This window comes from Spirosoma radiotolerans, from assembly GCF_000974425.1.
GTDB classification, from domain to species: Bacteria; Bacteroidota; Bacteroidia; order Cytophagales; family Spirosomataceae; genus Spirosoma; species Spirosoma radiotolerans.
Genome location: NZ_CP010429.1, coordinates 5356790 through 5373118 on the forward strand (window position 1 = coordinate 5356790; position 16329 = coordinate 5373118).

13 protein-coding genes are annotated in these 16329 nt (G+C 48.9%); 5 read left to right on the forward strand and 8 right to left on the reverse strand.

Annotated elements, in window-relative coordinates:
* Nucleotides 1-4 precede the first annotated feature (4 nt).
* The 5 genes from SD10_RS21760 to ggt all read right to left on the reverse strand — a co-directional run bounded on the left by SD10_RS21760 (nucleotide 5) and on the right by ggt (nucleotide 7058).
* Nucleotides 5-733: a ferritin-like domain-containing protein gene (locus SD10_RS21760; protein WP_046576711.1), complete on the reverse strand. Its 729-nt coding sequence runs from the start codon at nucleotides 731-733 to the stop codon at nucleotides 5-7.
* A gap of 115 nt (nucleotides 734-848) precedes the next feature.
* Nucleotides 849-1514 (reverse strand): hypothetical protein, encoded by a 666-nt coding sequence (locus SD10_RS21765; RefSeq protein ID WP_148562489.1) that lies wholly within the window; start codon nucleotides 1512-1514, stop codon nucleotides 849-851.
* A gap of 354 nt (nucleotides 1515-1868) precedes the next feature.
* Nucleotides 1869-3164, reverse strand: a complete 1296-nt coding sequence (locus tag SD10_RS21770) for a sensor histidine kinase (RefSeq protein ID WP_046576714.1) — start codon at nucleotides 3162-3164, stop codon at nucleotides 1869-1871.
* A 252-nt stretch (nucleotides 3165-3416) separates the two neighbouring features.
* Nucleotides 3417-3899 (reverse strand): response regulator, encoded by a 483-nt coding sequence (locus tag SD10_RS21775; protein WP_046576716.1) that lies wholly within the window; start codon nucleotides 3897-3899, stop codon nucleotides 3417-3419.
* Between the two features lie 1350 nt (nucleotides 3900-5249).
* Nucleotides 5250-7058 (reverse strand): gamma-glutamyltransferase, encoded by a 1809-nt coding sequence (gene ggt / locus SD10_RS21785; protein ID WP_046576719.1) that lies wholly within the window; start codon nucleotides 7056-7058, stop codon nucleotides 5250-5252.
* A 201-nt stretch (nucleotides 7059-7259) separates the two neighbouring features.
* Here ggt and SD10_RS21790 point away from each other — a divergent pair, with 201 nt between their 5' ends.
* From SD10_RS21790 to SD10_RS21805, 5 genes are all read left to right on the forward strand, one after another.
* Nucleotides 7260-8501, forward strand: a complete 1242-nt coding sequence (locus SD10_RS21790) for an ABC transporter permease (protein WP_046576720.1) — start codon at nucleotides 7260-7262, stop codon at nucleotides 8499-8501.
* A gap of 542 nt (nucleotides 8502-9043) precedes the next feature.
* Nucleotides 9044-9289: a winged helix-turn-helix transcriptional regulator gene (locus SD10_RS29200; RefSeq protein WP_227699044.1), complete on the forward strand. Its 246-nt coding sequence runs from the start codon at nucleotides 9044-9046 to the stop codon at nucleotides 9287-9289.
* A 27-nt stretch (nucleotides 9290-9316) separates the two neighbouring features.
* Nucleotides 9317-10462: a fatty acid desaturase family protein gene (locus SD10_RS21795; protein ID WP_046576722.1), complete on the forward strand. Its 1146-nt coding sequence runs from the start codon at nucleotides 9317-9319 to the stop codon at nucleotides 10460-10462.
* Between the two features lie 52 nt (nucleotides 10463-10514).
* Nucleotides 10515-11417, forward strand: coding sequence for a class I SAM-dependent methyltransferase (locus SD10_RS21800; RefSeq protein ID WP_046576723.1), 903 nt, complete (start codon nucleotides 10515-10517; stop codon nucleotides 11415-11417).
* A gap of 18 nt (nucleotides 11418-11435) precedes the next feature.
* Entirely contained in the window at nucleotides 11436-12296 is an 861-nt protein-coding gene (locus SD10_RS21805) for a transglutaminase family protein (protein WP_046576725.1), read from the forward strand.
* 61 nt (nucleotides 12297-12357) lie between these two features.
* Here SD10_RS21805 and SD10_RS21810 read toward each other — a convergent pair whose 3' ends face one another.
* The 3 genes from SD10_RS21810 to SD10_RS21820 all read right to left on the reverse strand — a co-directional run bounded on the left by SD10_RS21810 (nucleotide 12358) and on the right by SD10_RS21820 (nucleotide 16103).
* On the reverse strand, nucleotides 12358-14412 hold the full coding sequence (locus SD10_RS21810) for an alpha-1,4-glucan--maltose-1-phosphate maltosyltransferase (RefSeq protein WP_046576728.1): 2055 nt from the start codon (nucleotides 14410-14412) through the stop codon (nucleotides 12358-12360).
* A 623-nt stretch (nucleotides 14413-15035) separates the two neighbouring features.
* On the reverse strand, nucleotides 15036-15380 hold the full coding sequence (locus SD10_RS21815) for a carboxymuconolactone decarboxylase family protein (RefSeq protein ID WP_046576729.1): 345 nt from the start codon (nucleotides 15378-15380) through the stop codon (nucleotides 15036-15038).
* Between the two features lie 156 nt (nucleotides 15381-15536).
* Nucleotides 15537-16103, reverse strand: a complete 567-nt coding sequence (locus tag SD10_RS21820) for an RNA polymerase sigma factor (protein ID WP_046576730.1) — start codon at nucleotides 16101-16103, stop codon at nucleotides 15537-15539.
* Nucleotides 16104-16329 lie beyond the last annotated feature (226 nt).

Consider the following 16329-nt stretch of genomic DNA (forward strand, 5'->3'; position numbering starts at 1 on the left):
AGGTTTAGGCGACGTTGGTCGGTAGGTTGCGGGCATCGATTATTTCACGTACGTATTTCTGGGCTTTAGGCAGCACTTCCATCGGTTCGAGTTTGATGAACAGGCCGGCATCCACCACAATGTTATCGCCGGCAAAAGCCGTTTGATTCATGTACTCCATTTCACGGATGATGGATACGTGCCGGGCTTCGACCGAAACGATTTTACCGGCTACTGCCAGATTCTCGGGATCGGTCAGGTACTTGCCGCCCCCGTTATAAGCCGCCGTTCCGAGTTCAGCAAACATGCGCGATGCCTCCAGCACGTCGGTACGCTGCCGAAAATTAATACTACTGAAATCAAGTGTCAGGTCTGGTATGCCAGCACTACCTAGGGCAGCGCGGTAAAATGCCCGGTGCGTTACTTCATGGTTGCGCAGGTCCTGAAACAACTGCAATTCCATGGCAGTAATCTTCTCATAGGGATTAGCCAGCACTAATTCGTAAAAACGGGACTCGATTTGCTCCAGCACAAAGGCGTAGTTCAGAATACCAAGGTCTCCGCCGGGTAGGGTAATGACGTCGCCGGGAGCGGCAGCGCGGGCCCCATCGGGGCTAACTTGAAGATCGGCGGTGGAGCAGGCGGTCAGCAGGCCGCCCGTTACCGCTGCGGCCCCAACCGTTCGCAAAAATGACCGCCGGTGAGCATTGACTGCCGGACCTATCGGCTGCATTAATTCGTTGAGTTTTTTCATGGAATAAATAAATAATAAGTAGTACTATAAATTTACTGTCAAGTAAGACAAGTAACCAATTGAAAAGTTTCATATAATGAGGAAACGGCCCCTTAGTAAACAGTCGGTCACGCTTTTATTCTCGCCCAACAGGCCTATTACTTTCTTGTTCTTCAGTTTGGTGCTGGGTCAAATAATTGTATTGATTGATCAACATCAGTTGCAACAGCGTAGGTGCAATGTCCGACTGAATGCGCATAGCATATCGGTTAAGCTCAGCCTCGTACTTCTCCTTTAGCGCAGGCCACATGGCCCGGTAAAACAAATTGAGGTTAATTAATTCACCATTCAATAAAACCAGGTAAGTAAAGTTTGCAAGGTCCTTAACCAATTCTTTATCCGAATTAAACATCGACAGGTTCTTAAGCTTTATTGGTTCATGAACCGAACGTACTTCCCGATAAACGGGTAAAGATCCCATAACAACTTCTTCCAGAAAGAGCGGTCGCTGCCGACTACCAGACTTGTCAGCATAGTCAAAGGTGACAAATTTCCGAAGGACATTCTGATGATCATCGAAATACCTGAATGCCCGAACCTGATAAGCCGAATAGGCCCTGATTTTATTCCCTTCCCGATACTGTACCACCCCGGCTTTCCAGTTATAATCAATATCCCCTTTCAGTTCCGTGCCATTCATCAACACCAGTTCGCCCTGATTCCACACATCCGAGTCCCTGGCCAGTACACTGCTTCCGGCAGCCGTAAGCCACATAATCATTAACCATACATTCCTTTTCATAACGCTGTCTATTGTTTAGTCGGACCTGATTGGATAGCCGACAAGACAGTGTCTGGAAAAATATATGCCAAGTAAAAAGAGGGGCAACGGGCCACTGGCCTGAAGATAAGCGCCATCCTGTAGTAGGGATAGTATTTTGCCTGATTGGCCTGCCAAAAATTGATCTAATTACCCAACATTTACCATTTTGAGTGGTGGTTATTTCTCCACAGAAACAAGCGATGAGCAATGGATTCCTCATCTTGTAGGTTGCAGTCAACAGCCGCAACACTTATCCGGTCAACCAACCCAGTAGCTTTCTGAGCTTGCGTCTTCTGGGTTATTTGTCGTTCAAACAGGCTGCGTAGTCAGGCCTTACTCTGCTTGCCGGATAGCCATACGAATTCGAAAAAGTGTTCCTCGACCAGACTGACTTTCAATTTCGAGGTTTGCATCCAGCAGGTCACACAACCGTTTAACAATTTGAAGACCAACGCCTTCTCCGCCTGTACGAGCCACTTCCTTAACTAACGTTGGGCCGGGCGGTATCTCCTGATCCTGATCAGGTAGAACCGAAACTGGCTCTGCCTGATCGGTACCTGTTGTGCTGGTGGCATCGACGGTTGGTTTGAGTTGCTTCACCAGGAGGCCGGTTAATCCCGGCGGCAAGCCCGGCCCTGAATCCTGAATACCGATTACCCAGCGTGCATCACCCTGTTGTGACCAGGAAACAGATACAAATCCTCTGGCCGTATACGTCAGTGAATTAACCAGCAGGTTCTGCACGATCCGCTGAAGTTTAATTTTATCCGTCTCAACCAGTAGAGAGTCGGGGCCGCTAGCTTGGACGACCAAGCCTCGCTGGGTGGCCATCGGTTGGGCATCTTCGACAATTCCCCTTAGTAGCTCGCTGGCATTAACGTGTTCCATCTGAAGCGTTTCTTCACCGGCTTCCAGCCGGGCTAACGCCATGAGATTATCCAGCATCGACTGCGCATTGGTCAAGTTACGACTCAGCATTTCTGTATACTTCTCCCGTTCCTGATCGCTTAGATTTTCGGCTTTAAGCAGGTAAGCAGCACTATTGATAATCCCAAAACTGCCCCTTAAATCATGGGAAGAAGTGCGAAGTATATCTCCTCGCTGACGAGAAAGTACTTCCATATGATCGATGACCTGCTGCAGCGTAGCCACCCGGTTAGCGGCCTCAAGTCGCTGAAGCTCATCGTATTTTTTCACACTACCATGCATGGTTTCATTCATAACCTGAACGATCTGCTCCTGTACCAGGAGCAGCACCCGTGCATCTGTTTGCGGAAATAACTCCAGATAAGCCTGAAGCTCGTTGAACAGGCTTTTTGTCAAATGGTTAATTTCCCGTATTGTCTCTGCCAAAGCAAGCGCTTTTTGCCAGCGATGCAATCCATGCGATTTGGCCGTTATGCTCAGATCAACTTCCGGTTGTTGATTCAGCAGGCGTTGCTCTAAAATATCCAGAACGATGGGTAGCAAGTCGTTGAATTCCTCCCGACTGAGAACGGAAACTTTACTTAAAGCCGGGTCCTGTTCGCAGGCTACACGCCAGTTTTGTAAAATGGCTTCTCGCCGGGCAAATATGTACTTGACTAGTTCTGAAGTGGTTGAATAGCGGTCTAAGGTAGGGGTATCCATAAAAACATCTGGTTGTACGGCTCCTGTCAAACCCAGCCGATCTTGGCTGGGCAAGACGGTACTAACTAGTTACCTGTGTTCTTTACAGATTAACAGCTTTTTAGGCTAAAGGTTATAGAATCAGGATCCCGAGACGAAAAAGATGGAGCTGCGTATTAATGCGTACAAGATAGGCGAAGTCAACTCTAAAAGAACCTGAACCCCGCCTGCCAGACAAACCGGAAGCGCCATCAGCGCCATTTAGGTTGTGTATTACAACACATAATGTAAGGGAGGTAAACTAACGGTTTCCCACCAGTAGGTGCGTAATTCCAGGAAATAAGTAAGCCAGCCGTCAAACGTTATTGGTTTCACCAGATACGAAGAAGCGCCAAAGGCGTAGGCTTCCATTATATCGTTGCTATCATTAGACGAACTCAGCATAATAACCGGAACCTGACAAAACGGGATAGGCATCTGTTTAATCTGCCTGAGTAGTTGCCATCCGGCCGTACGATTGGGTAAATATAAATCCTGTATGATCACCTTCGGAATTTCCCATTCCTGATGCTGCCATTCATGCAAGAACGTAAGGGCCTCTTGTGGACATACTGCCCGGATAGGCGTTATTTCTGAAAGGCACTGCTGCATGGCACGTTTGATGAATAGCCAGTGATCATCATTATCCTCAATGACCAGTACTTTCGCTCGTTTAAAATTTTCTTTAATCCTTACTTGATCGTGGAAACTTTTCATATATTACATAGGGAGATGTTGGCATTATAAAGTTACTGCAAATCCATTTAATAAATATCTTTTTATAGGTAAGTTTCCACCTAAAAATAGGTATGTTTAATAGATATTTTTAGTCAGTCTATTTATCTAAACAGTAAGTCCATAGTCAACTTGATTGCAAAAACAGGGCACGCACATTAGTCAACCATTACCACTATCCAACGTCTTTACCTTTAGGTATGGTGATATATATAACCCTGGAGTTAATACCAACATTATCAATTGTTTATATTCATATTTAGTAAAAATAATAGAGGTTTTCTAACATTACATACAGATTAATTAATAACGTTAGTAGTAACCTCAACCCTTATCATAATTATATATTGAGAACAAGCTAAGGCCAAATAAAAACGGCAATTACAGTATCATTTTTACTTAATTATGCCTGGACCATTATCTCACTTTTTTCCCATATGCAATTGCACTTTTTACTTAGTAAGTTACTCATGAATATAAACGAGGAAATTAAGTATAAACGGCAATTTTACTGATGGAGCCAGAAGAGACAGGAAAGCCAAATTTGAAAATAAAAAATCAGGAGCCCTTCAAGCCTAATGCCGAAATGGGTAATTCCATTAGGCACTGGATGGCCTTATACCGTAGCCGTGTCTATGAGTTATATTACCCAATCGAACAGCCGTCTAAAAAACAAAATAAAGGGTCGTACTAACTCCAGGAGGTTACTGAATGAGCCCTAAAAATTCGTTGACTTAGTTGATTGCCAGAATCGATTCGTTAGCTTTCCGGAAAGCTTGCCACCCTCCTAGACAATCATCTGCCTTACCGGCCGCCGTCACGTCTGTAAGCAGCCGGGCCATTGAGCGACAGCCAGTTGCTGGTTTTGGTCAGGCACTATAGGGTCAGGTTCCCGGTATTCAGATAACAGCGCCCGCATGGGCACAAACCAGCAGGTTATGTGGCTATGGGAAAACACGCTGACCTATAAGCCGGATCTGAACGAAAAACACGGTCTTACTGGTAGGGCAATCTGTTCAGGAATCGGATCGGTTTACTTCCAGCGCATCCGTAACGGGTTTTCCATCCAATGCCGTACCCTATCTGTCGGTCGGCACACAATTCACCTAGTTATCGAGCTATCAGGACCAGTGGGGATTGATGAGCTATTTCGTCCGGGCAATTTATAATTACCCGGAGTGCTACCTGGCCACGTTAAGCTTACGGGCCGACGGGTCCAGTTATGTATTTGTGCAATCGTTTCAGCGTTTACCCCCACCCCTCCCCTTGAACTAAGGGTTGGGGTAGGGGAAAGTTTACGCTTACCTACTCGATGAACAGACGCACAACCAATCAGTAGCCCCGCGCTGTGTTGTCGGCCCGTGGGTCAGATGCTCCTTCGTAGGAACCATCAGGCCGAATCAGTACGCAATCCATTCGCCCAAGGGTATTCGTTAGTTTTTCCAGTATGTATCCCCGGTTTTTGAGAGCGTCTATTGTGGCGTCGGAGAAAGCGCCATTCTCGAAAATCGTTTTATCGGGAAGCCACTGATGGTGAAACTTCAACGCGTTCACCGCCTGCTGCATGGTCATGCCATGTTCGATCACGTTCAGAATCGTTTGATACACCGACGTCATAATGGTTGAGCCACCGGGCGTGCCAACCACCATAAACAGTTTCCCGTCTTTCTCCAGAATGGTTGGTGTCATGGACGACAGCATTCGTTTGTTGGGCGCAATGGCATTGGCCTGGTTGCCAATCAATCCGTACATGTTTGGCGCACCCGGCTTCACGCTGAAATCGTCCATTTCATTGTTCATAAAAAATCCGGCTCCACCAATCACGACACGGCTGCCGTAGCCGCCGTTAAGGGTTGTGGTGATACTAACGGCATTTCCGTCTTTGTCTACCACCGAGAAATGGGTTGTTTCCAGACTCTCGTAACCGGGAATCGATCCGCCCTTTATGGCCCGGCTGTCGGTTGCTTTCGCCCAGGAAAAATCTTTCCAGCGGGTACGCAGGTAGTCCGGGCTCATCAATTGCGTGGCAGGCACCTTCACAAAATCGGGATCGCCCAGAAATTTGGCCCGGTCGGCATACACGCGCCGTTCGGCTTCAATCATAACCTGCGCCGTACTGTCGCGATTCCAACCCCATTTACGCAGGGGAAAAGGCTCCGTGAAACGCATCATCTGCACCAGAGCTATTCCTCCGCTCGAGGTTGGCGGCATGGTAATTACATTGTAATTTTTGTACGTAGCCTGAATGGGATCACGCCAGACGGAATGATAGTTTTTCAAATCCTCTTCCGTAATTAGGCCCTTACCACCTGCCATTTCTTCGGCTAACAGGCGTGCGGTTTCACCTTCGTAAAAACCAGCCCGGCCTTGTACCTGAATGCGTTGCAGGGTTTTCGCCAGATCCGCCTGCACCAGCAAGTCGCCCTTGTGCCAGCTAACCGTATCGGTCACCGATGTACTTTTCAAAAAATAGGCTTTACCGGGGTTGATGGTAGTAAGGTCCGTTTTGATCCGGTTCAGGCCAACGGCATCCCGTTCGGTGAGTGCGAAGCCCTTCTGGGCCAGATCGATGGCGGGCTGCAACACCTGCGCCCAGGGCAACTTACCAAAGCGTTTGTGCGCTTCGGCCATCCCATCGACCGAACCCGGCACCCCACTGGCCAGATGACCGCTGATGCTGAGTCCCGGCCGAACGTTGCCCGCCGAGTCAAGATACATGTTTGGGGTAGCCCGTCCGGGTGCTTTCTCCCGATAATCCAACGAATAGGCTTTGCCGACGCTCTCGCGGTAGACCATGAAGCCTCCTCCACCAATGTTACCCGCTCCGGGATAAACGACAGCCAGAGCAAACTGCACCGCCACGGCGGCATCGACGGCATTACCACCCGCTTTCAAAATGTTGAGCCCAACCTGAGAGGCCTCCGGATGAGCCGATGCCACCATACCATTTCGCCCGATAACACCCACCCGATCAGAGAAGAAAGGTTTGACCGTGGGGTCTTCGTCGCGGTATTGATAAACCCCCTGACTCTGGGTTACCTTCGTATCAGCCGTTGATTGGGTTGTCGACTGGGTTTTGCAGGCACCGACCACTATCGCCAGGAGGACCCATAAGGAATAAGGAGTGACACGTTTATGCATGGAGTATTCAGATTGCGGTTGTACAGTAATTTACAAAAATAACGTTATCCGCATGATACCCAAATCAGCCACTTATCCGCCTGAAGGTCACACTTGTCCGAAATGGTTTGGTGAATACTAACGCATATCGTATTTTCCGTTGGTAAAGTCGTTCGGATGTAACGCACTTTACGGCTTTCACTCTTTCGCTTTTCTATCTGCGTGAAGTTCATTCGTCAGACCTTTGAAAGTTTTCGATTTGCGTGGCAGGCGCTGCGGTCGAATCTGCTGCGTACCATGCTCTCGCTGTTAGGCGTAACCATCGGCATTTTTGCCATTATCGCCGTGTTTACGCTGGTCGATTCGCTGGAACGAAATATCAAAGAAAGTCTGTCATTTATCGGCGACAAGGTCGTGTATGTGCAAAAGTGGCCCTGGTCGTTTGGGGGTGAATACCAATGGTGGAAATACTTCCAGCGGCCAGAACCCACCTACAAAGAATACAAGTTCCTGAAGGAAAAGCTAGAAAACGCGCAGGCCGTTGTGGCGATGGACTTCAAGGGACGCGTGACGGTCAAAAACGGGAATAACAGCATGGCCGCGCTTATTCAGGGGACCACACTCGACTACAATGTAATCTCTGATGTACCCGTTGAACAGGGTCGTTATTTTACCCAGCAGGAAATCGACGTGGCCCGCAATGTGGCCATCATCGGCTCCGATGTCGCCGAAAACGTTTTTCCTGGTCAGGATCCGATCGGGAAAACCTTCAAGATCAGCGGGCTGAATTTTACCGTTATCGGTGTGCAGCGCAAAAAAGGGGAAAGTATCCTCAACGTAGGTGGCAACCCCGACATCAAATGCCTGATTCCTTACGGCTCCTTCGCCAAGATGTTCCACTCGATCAATCCCAGCATCGACATTGCCATAAAAGGGTACGATACCGACGAGGGCCTCCTCGAACTGGAAAGCGAAATTCGGGGACTGTTGCGTACCCGACGTGGTGTGCGCCCCCTGCAGGACGACAATTTCGCCATTAACCGCCCCGAAGCGGCCGCTCAGGCCATCAGTGGCATTTTTGCGGTACTGACCGTAGCGGGTTGGGTCATTGGGGGCTTTTCGATTTTAATTGGCGGCTTTGGCATCGCCAATATCATGTTCGTCAGCGTAAAAGAGCGAACAAACATTATCGGAATTCAAAAATCATTAGGCGCCAAAAATTACGTGATCCTCTTCCAGTTTCTGTTCGAAGCGGTCTTGCTGAGCCTAGTTGGCGGGTTGGTCGGCATTTTACTGGTTTACCTGCTTACGTTCATGAGCCTGGGTAGTCTGGTGCTCCAACTCACAGCGGCCAACATCGCCCTGGGATTAGGGGTTTCGAGCGTCATTGGTATTCTATCCGGTATCATTCCGGCCTTTTCAGCCGCTCGTCTCGACCCTGTAATCGCCATTCGGGCCAAATAAAGGCTTCAGACGTTTTGTTTCAGCTTACAGGAACGTCGGGCAATCCGAGTTGCTCACAACTACGTGTATATAGGATCTAAGCAACTCGGCAACTTTTATGTCAGGAACTTACCTGTATGTAATTAAGTTACCCATGAGACAGTGGCTTACTGATTCTTTAGCCTATCTTCCCATAGCCAGTCTTTCCATTTTTCATCATTTCTGGCTCCTTTCATTCTTCACTCGTTAAGTTTTTTCGGAAAAACCGCATTCAATCAAGCGGGCTTGCTCTATACTAATTCTCTTTATTTCTTATTATACAACCCTCATACCTGCCCTTTTATTAAGCAATTTTAAGCGTTAAGGTTATTCGTTGGGCCTACCTGATGGCACAGCCGCAATCAGCCTGATCATGACCCAGAGTAAATAAATTCATTTATTCACTGCCCAGGCCTGGGCCACCTCCCTGTTTCGGTTCTGTTAACATTTACACCAGAATACCAAAAAGTAACCGAAACGAGCTATCTTTCGAGCCTGACCTGCTTTTCGTTAGTAATGCCCTAGTGATCGTCTCCAGTAAGTGGCGACTCTATATCATCCTGGTAGTAGGCGAACAAACGCTCAGGTACAGTCAACTCAACAATAGACATCCGGGAGTCAGTGAAAAAGTTTTAGCCAGCGAATTAAAAGCCGTCGGCACTTTAGCCGTTATGAAACGGGAGGCTTTCACTGACGTTCCTCTACGAGTCGACTATATACTCACCAAACGAGGCCGACTGATTTTACCTATTTTGAAACAGGTCCAGTAAATCGGCCAAACCCTTAACTGATACATAATGTCAAATCCATTAAAATTCAAAGACAAAAACCGATCGCAATTTTTCCCTACCGTCCGCAAACGAGTCGACGCCTATTTCGTCGAAAACGCCCTTTCCACTCATGCCAACAGGGCTATGTGGGCCAAGTCAAGCTTCTTTTTGATTGGCTATGCAACCCTGTATGGCCTGATTCTGTCCAACCAATTCGGGTTGTGGACGATGCTCGGGTTAGCGATTGTGCTGGGCATGTTCGCGGCTTTTATTGGCTTTAATGTATCGCACGATGGTTTGCACGGCTCTTTTTCGGGACGCAGTTGGGTCAATCGGCTGATGGGCAACAGTTTTTATATACTGGGAGCCAACCCTTATATCTGGAAAATAACCCACAATATTGTTCACCACACGTACACGAACATACCCGGCCATGATGAAGACATCGAACTGGCTCCGGGCCTCGTACGCCTGGACTCGCAGGAAGATCTTCGCCCCTGGCACCGGTATCAGCAGTGGTACACCTTCCCGTTGTATGCACTGGCGTCGTTATCGTGGGTGCTTCGTAAGGACTTTTTGAAATTCTTTAAGAGCAAGATTGGGCATCACGACAACTCATCGCACCCCCGTGCCGAGTATATCAAGCTGTTTGTCTCCAAAACGATCTATTACATTTGCTTTCTGGTATTGCCGTATGTGATTCTTGACCTGACCTGGTGGCAACTGGTCATAGGCTTTGTGCTAATGCACGTAGCTGAAGGGCTGGTTCTGGGATTGGTCTTCCAGTTGGCCCATGCCGTAGAAGGTACAGACTTTCCAATACCCGACGAACGGGGCGATATTCAGTCGGCCTGGGCAGTACACCAGATGCATACAACGGCTAATTTCGCACCCGATTCGGCGATGGCCGCCTTCCTGTGTGGTGGCCTGAACCGCCAGATCGAACACCACTTATTCCCAAAAGTTTGCCATATTCATTATCCGGCAATCAGTAAAATTGTCAAGGAAACAGCCCATGAATTTGGTCTGCCCTATCTGGAAAATCGCAGTTTTGGCTCTGCGCTTGTGTCTCACTTCCGCCTGTTACGAACATTAGGCCAGGTCGAATCAACTAAACCAGGAGAACATACTATATTACCGCTGACTCAACGAGTGCCTGAACCTTCCTTATAAGGTCTGGTCAGGCTTGCCATAAAATGTACCCAACCCTATCCTCTTCCAGATTATGGCATCACAGCAAGACCTCGATTTTACGTATACCACGATCGACAAAGTTTTCCGCCTGAGCCTTGGGCAAACCGGCGATTATAGCGGGGCCATGTACAACGGCGACTTTTCGCTGACGCTTGAGCAGGCCCAGGAGCAAAAGCATAAATTCATTGCCGATAGCCTGGGCGTAACGGCGGGCTCGAAAGTGCTCGATATGGGATGTGGCTGGGGTCCTTTTCTGACGTACATCAAAAAACGCGGGGCCGACTGTCGGGGGGTGACACTTTCCAGCGGACAGGCCGAAGCTTGCCGGGCTAATGGACTGACGGTTGACGTCAGGGATTGCCGTACCATTACACCGGCTGATTATGGCACCTTCGATGCGGTGACCTGCATTGGTGGCATGGAGCATTTCTGTTCCATCGAACAGTATCGGGCTGGTCAGCAGGACCAGGTATACGCCGATTTCTTCAAAAAGCTGTATGAATTGCTCCCTCTGGGCGGGCGGTTTTATGTGCAAACGATGGTGTTTGCCAAGAACATGATTCCCCTCGACGAAATCAGTCTGCATGCACCTAAGGATTCGGATTCGTATGCACTGGCGCTGATGATTGCCCAGTTTCCGGGCTCCTGGCTTCCGTATGGCTCCGAACAGATCATCCGGAATGCCCAGCCTCTTTTTAAGCTTGTTTCTCAAAGCAGCGGACGGCTCGATTACATCGAAACAATTGGTCAGTGGCGTAAGCGCTTTCGGGCTTTCAATCTGAAAAAGTACCTGCTTTATGTGTCACTATTGCCGAAGTTACTAACTAACAAACCTTTTCAGGACCTGATTGCTGTCTTTAGAGTTAGTCCGAACCGGGTATGCTTTCAGCGGGAAACGATGGAGCATTACCGACTGGTTTTTGAAAAAGTATAACTACGCCCTTCGCTAATTATGTCTACCCGCGTTGCGATTCACCACCACACCCAGTATGATTATGATCGACTGGTTTCGCTCTCGCCCCATTTAATCCGGCTCCGGCCCGTGGCGCATAGTCGGGCTACTATTGAGTCCTATTCCTTAACGATTCAGCCCGCCAATCACGCTATTCACTGGCAGCAGGACCCTTTCGGCAACTTCATTGCCCGTATTGATTTTTGGGAGCCCATGCAGTCGATGTCCATTGATGTGGATATTATTGCCAGCCTGGAGCCGGTCAACCCGTTCGATTTCTTTCTGGACACCTATGCCATCTCGTTCCCTTTCGATTATGAGGCCCAGTTAAAAAAAGACCTTGCCCCTTATCTGGAGGTTACGGAGCAGGGAACCCATTATGAACAGTGGCTTCAGACAATTGACCGAACGACGCAGGGCACTATCGACTTTCTGATTAACCTGAATAAACGCATTTTTCAGGATATTGCCTACACTACGCGCATGGAGCCCGGTGTACAAACGGCTGAAGAAACGCTTGACCTCGCCATTGGCTCCTGCCGTGATTCGGGTTGGCTGCTTGTTCAGACACTGCGGAGATTTGGGCTGGCCGCCCGGTTTGTTTCCGGCTATCTGGCCCAGGTCGTACCAGAAGGGCCCTCCGAATTGACAGAAAATTCGCTGGCACTGCACGCCTGGGCAGAAGTATTTATTCCGGGTGCCGGATGGATCGGCCTCGATCCAACATCAGGTATGTTAGCTACCGAAGGGCACATTGCGCTGGCCTGTACTTCCGAACCCATCGGTGCCGCCCCCGTAACGGGTACCTCCGAAATAGCCGAGACCACACTCTCCTATTCGAACACGTTGGTAAAGCTGTAGGTGTCCATGAATCGATTTTTGTCATCCCGACTGGCGGATCGGTCGGGATGACAAAAATTGATTACAGTTCAATTCGTAACAAGTGCATGGGCAGCACGTAGGGGTCCAGTTCAACGTAGTTTTGTTCTCCCTGCCAGGTGTAATACGCTCCGGTGAGCAGGTCGTGCACTTTGTACGGTTGATCATACCCAATGCCCAGCTGCCAGATTGGTACCTGCACCATACCAGCCCGCCGTTGATAGGCATCCGTGTTGACCACGATCAGTAGTCGATTACCACCCGTTATTTTCAGATAGGCCATAATGGCGTCGTCGCTGACGGTGCAGAACGTCAGATTGTTGGTGGTTTGTAAGGCTGCATTCTCGCGTCGGATCCGGTTGACAAGCGTGATGAGGTACGTGAGTTTGTTCGTTTTGTCCCAATCCCACAGCCGGATTTCGTACTTCTCTGAATTCAGGTATTCCTCTTTATTGGGGAAGGGAATATGCTCCATCAGCTCAAATGACGGGCCATAAATACCGTAATTACTCGATAGCGTAGCCGCCATGAAATAACGAATCAGAAACTGTGGCTCATGACCCGACTGCAGGCTGTAGGGGTTAATATCGTGGGTGGTCGGCCAGAAGTTAGGGCGGAAGTAATGCCTCATTTCGCCCTGCGTCAACTCTGTCATGTATTCCTGCAACTCGGCTTTGGTATTGCGCCAGGTGTAGTACGTATACGAGTGGGTAAAACCCCGTTTGGCCAGTTCCTGCATCACCTTCGGCTTGGTAAAGGCCTCAGACAGAAAGATCATATCCGGGTATTCTTTTTTGACTTCCGCAATGATCCACTCCCAGAAAACGAAGGGCTTGGTATGCGGATTATCGACCCGGATAATCCGAACGCCCCACGATCCCCACACCAGCAATACCCGTTTTAATTCTTCCCAAAGGTTTCGCCAATCGTCTGTTTCAAAATAGACCGGGTAAATATCCTGATACTTTTTGGGTGGATTTTCGGCGTATTGAATGGTGCCATCGGGCCGCTTCTTGAACCACTCCGGGTGTTCTTTGGCCCAGGGATGGTCGGGAGAGCATTGAATAGCCAGGTCCATGGCAATCTCCATGTCGTAATTTTTGGCAATGGCAATCAGGTGTTTGAGGTCATCGACTGTACCCAGTTCAGCATGGATCGTGTCGTGCCCACCTGCTTCGGAGCCAATGCCATACGGTACACCCGGCTCGCCCGGCTGGCAGATGACCGAATTGTTTTTACCCTTCCGGTGAGCGGTTCCGATGGGGTGAATAGGGGGCAAATAGAGCACATCGAAACCCATGCCCGATATGCGGGGCAGCAACGCTTCTACATCCCGAAACGTACCGTGCTTCCCTTCCTGGCGTGAAGCCGATCGGGGGAAAAGACAATACCAAGTGCTGAATCCGGCACGTGCCCGGTCGACTTCTACCCCCAACTCATGCCCATAGCGGGTGGTGTGGCTGCGTTCGGGGTAGCGGTTGGCGTAAAACGTAAACTGATCACTTTCGGCTACGGATACGGCTTCGTTATACGGGTCGCCTTCGGCTGCGGCCGATCCGGCACGAAACAGAGCAGCCATCTCCCGGAGTGCCTTAACATCGGGCGTTTCCTCGCTAACCTCGACCTTCTTTTTACTTTTTGATTTTACAGCAGTTGCATCGGCTTTTTTACCCCCGGCTCGTTCGAGCATACCGTCCAGATAAGTGGCTCCCGCCAGTAGTTCACTGGTAATTCGCTGCCCATCGGCTACTTTCAAATGGATCTCGTGCTGCCAGGAGGCAGGGTGATTGATCCAGGCTTCGAAAGTATAGAGGTAACGGCCCTGTTTTTCGACAACGAATGAGGCCCCCCAGCGATCATTCACAAGAGGAGCCATCGCCATTTCGGTCCAGTTGGCCTCGTCAATATGTTTATACAACAAAACCGCCGTTAGGTAATCGTGTCCATCGGCAAAGATGTCGGCTTCTACGGCCACCACATCGCCAGGAATAGCTTTTATAGGAAATTGACCACCGTCCAGTTCGGGACTGACACGTTCGATAACAACACGGGAACGACCAAAATCAGGTTGTCCGGAAAGCGAAGTAGGTAGGCTCATCACAAAATCGTTTGATTAGTTAATCGTAAACGGCTGAGCAATGTTACAAAAAAGCTGATTCTACTACGCCAGGCGTTTCCAGAATATGGCTTCCGACGAATTAGGAGAAAAGCAACAAGAGATACGAGCAACTCTGGGTTTTCCTGGTAATTTATCGCGTTATATTAGTAAAATGATGTTGCCTACCAGGCGATTGTAACAACTGATTAAATAGGCTCCAATCTTCACGGCACACATAATCACCATTGAAACGCGCAGCGAAACCAATTTTGCCTTTGGTATACTGCCGACGCGTCTGACGCTGGCTGTCTTTAATAATGGATAGGGCTGGTTTGCGTTCAGCAAAAGTTGAGGAGTTGGTCGCGGAACGTTTTCATTGGGATTTGACCGATTTGGACATAACTAAGGTGGTTTGGGTGAAACAATTTACTGAATTGTCTCTTCCTACTTTCACCCTTTTTGTCCACTTTCAGTTGACGATATACACTTAAACCAGTTGCGTGCATAGCAGATACATAAATGCTGTCTACTCCCAAATAAGAGGCTTTTATGAGAATAAAGATCTGTGGGTGTGATTGTCAGTTGAACCTATCAGGGGTTTAGTAAAGGCGCAATGAGAGTCCTCATTGGCTGGACGAGCTAGCCTCCTCAAACAGACGCATCGCCATCAAGCCCGTCCCCACGGCACCACCCGCCCGCAACGCGGCTGCGATAAAGACCGTTTCGGCAATCTCCTCACGACTGGCACCCGCCTGCACAGCGTTGTTGATATGAGCTTCGATGCAGTAGCCGCATTGAGTTGTCAACGCAACGGCCACTGACATCAGCTCCCGATACTTAATAGGAATGACGCCATCGGTACGCTCAGCGCTATGCTTAAGATTCATAAAGGCAGCGGACTCTTGGGGAGCTGATTTCAACAGCAGGTTAGTAAAGGCTCGGTCTTTGGGTGTTTGATATTCGGTCATTGGTACTGGGGTTTATAAAGGTCAATAATAGTTAGTACTATGCTGTAAAGGAAATGAGCACTTTTAGTACTCGATAGCAGCCTTAATTGATAGTTTTCAATTCCAGCCAGCGCAAGACAAGTCACAGTTGCTCTATTCAATGAAGCAACCGGCAGGCTATTCATCAATTCGGTCCAACAAAGCGCGGCCCTGACGACGCGCCTGCATCAGGCATTTATATTTCTGGTTCTGAGCTGTATGTCGATTGGCATATCCCATCTCATGCATCAACGCATCAATGGATTTCCTCTGAAAAAACAGGGCGGTTAGCAAGGTAAGACAAGTTGCTGTGATGGAGGACAATATGGCCCCTATCAGTTTAAAGGGGGATAACTTAGCCGCCGTGTCGGCCGATTCGTCGGCTGGCGGGTCTAACTCATCGACGTCAAGGGAGGCAAACCGTTTTTTGCGCTTGAGGTGTTGCAGCCATAAGTGCTTACTGATCGAAACTACATACGTATTAAGCGATGCAGTGAGCTGAAAATCCGGCTTATCTACTTTATTGAGCACAATCAGTAGCGTATCGTGAAACACATCACGGGCCTCCTCAGCCGTGCCTTGATTGGCCTGCACGTACCGTTCAACGGTTGGATAACTGTGCTGATAGAAAAAAACGAGTCCCTCTGATTTATTCGCTCGAAGCAGTTCAAGCAGGCGCTCATCGGAAAGTCTGGTTAAACCCATTGGTCACGTTATGTTTTTAGATTGCGTAACGCTTTCATCAGACCATACCCCATACTGCTGACTACACACAGGGGGCAAATACCAAATCGAAAGAAAAACAAAACTGTTTTTTTATACCATGGCAAGTCAAGGGGTACAATAGGACAACGGAGCCCGTCCCCTTCATATTCTTTGATGTTCCAAATATTCATGCTCTCAGGCGGTTTTAGGGGAAGGGGTTTAGCGG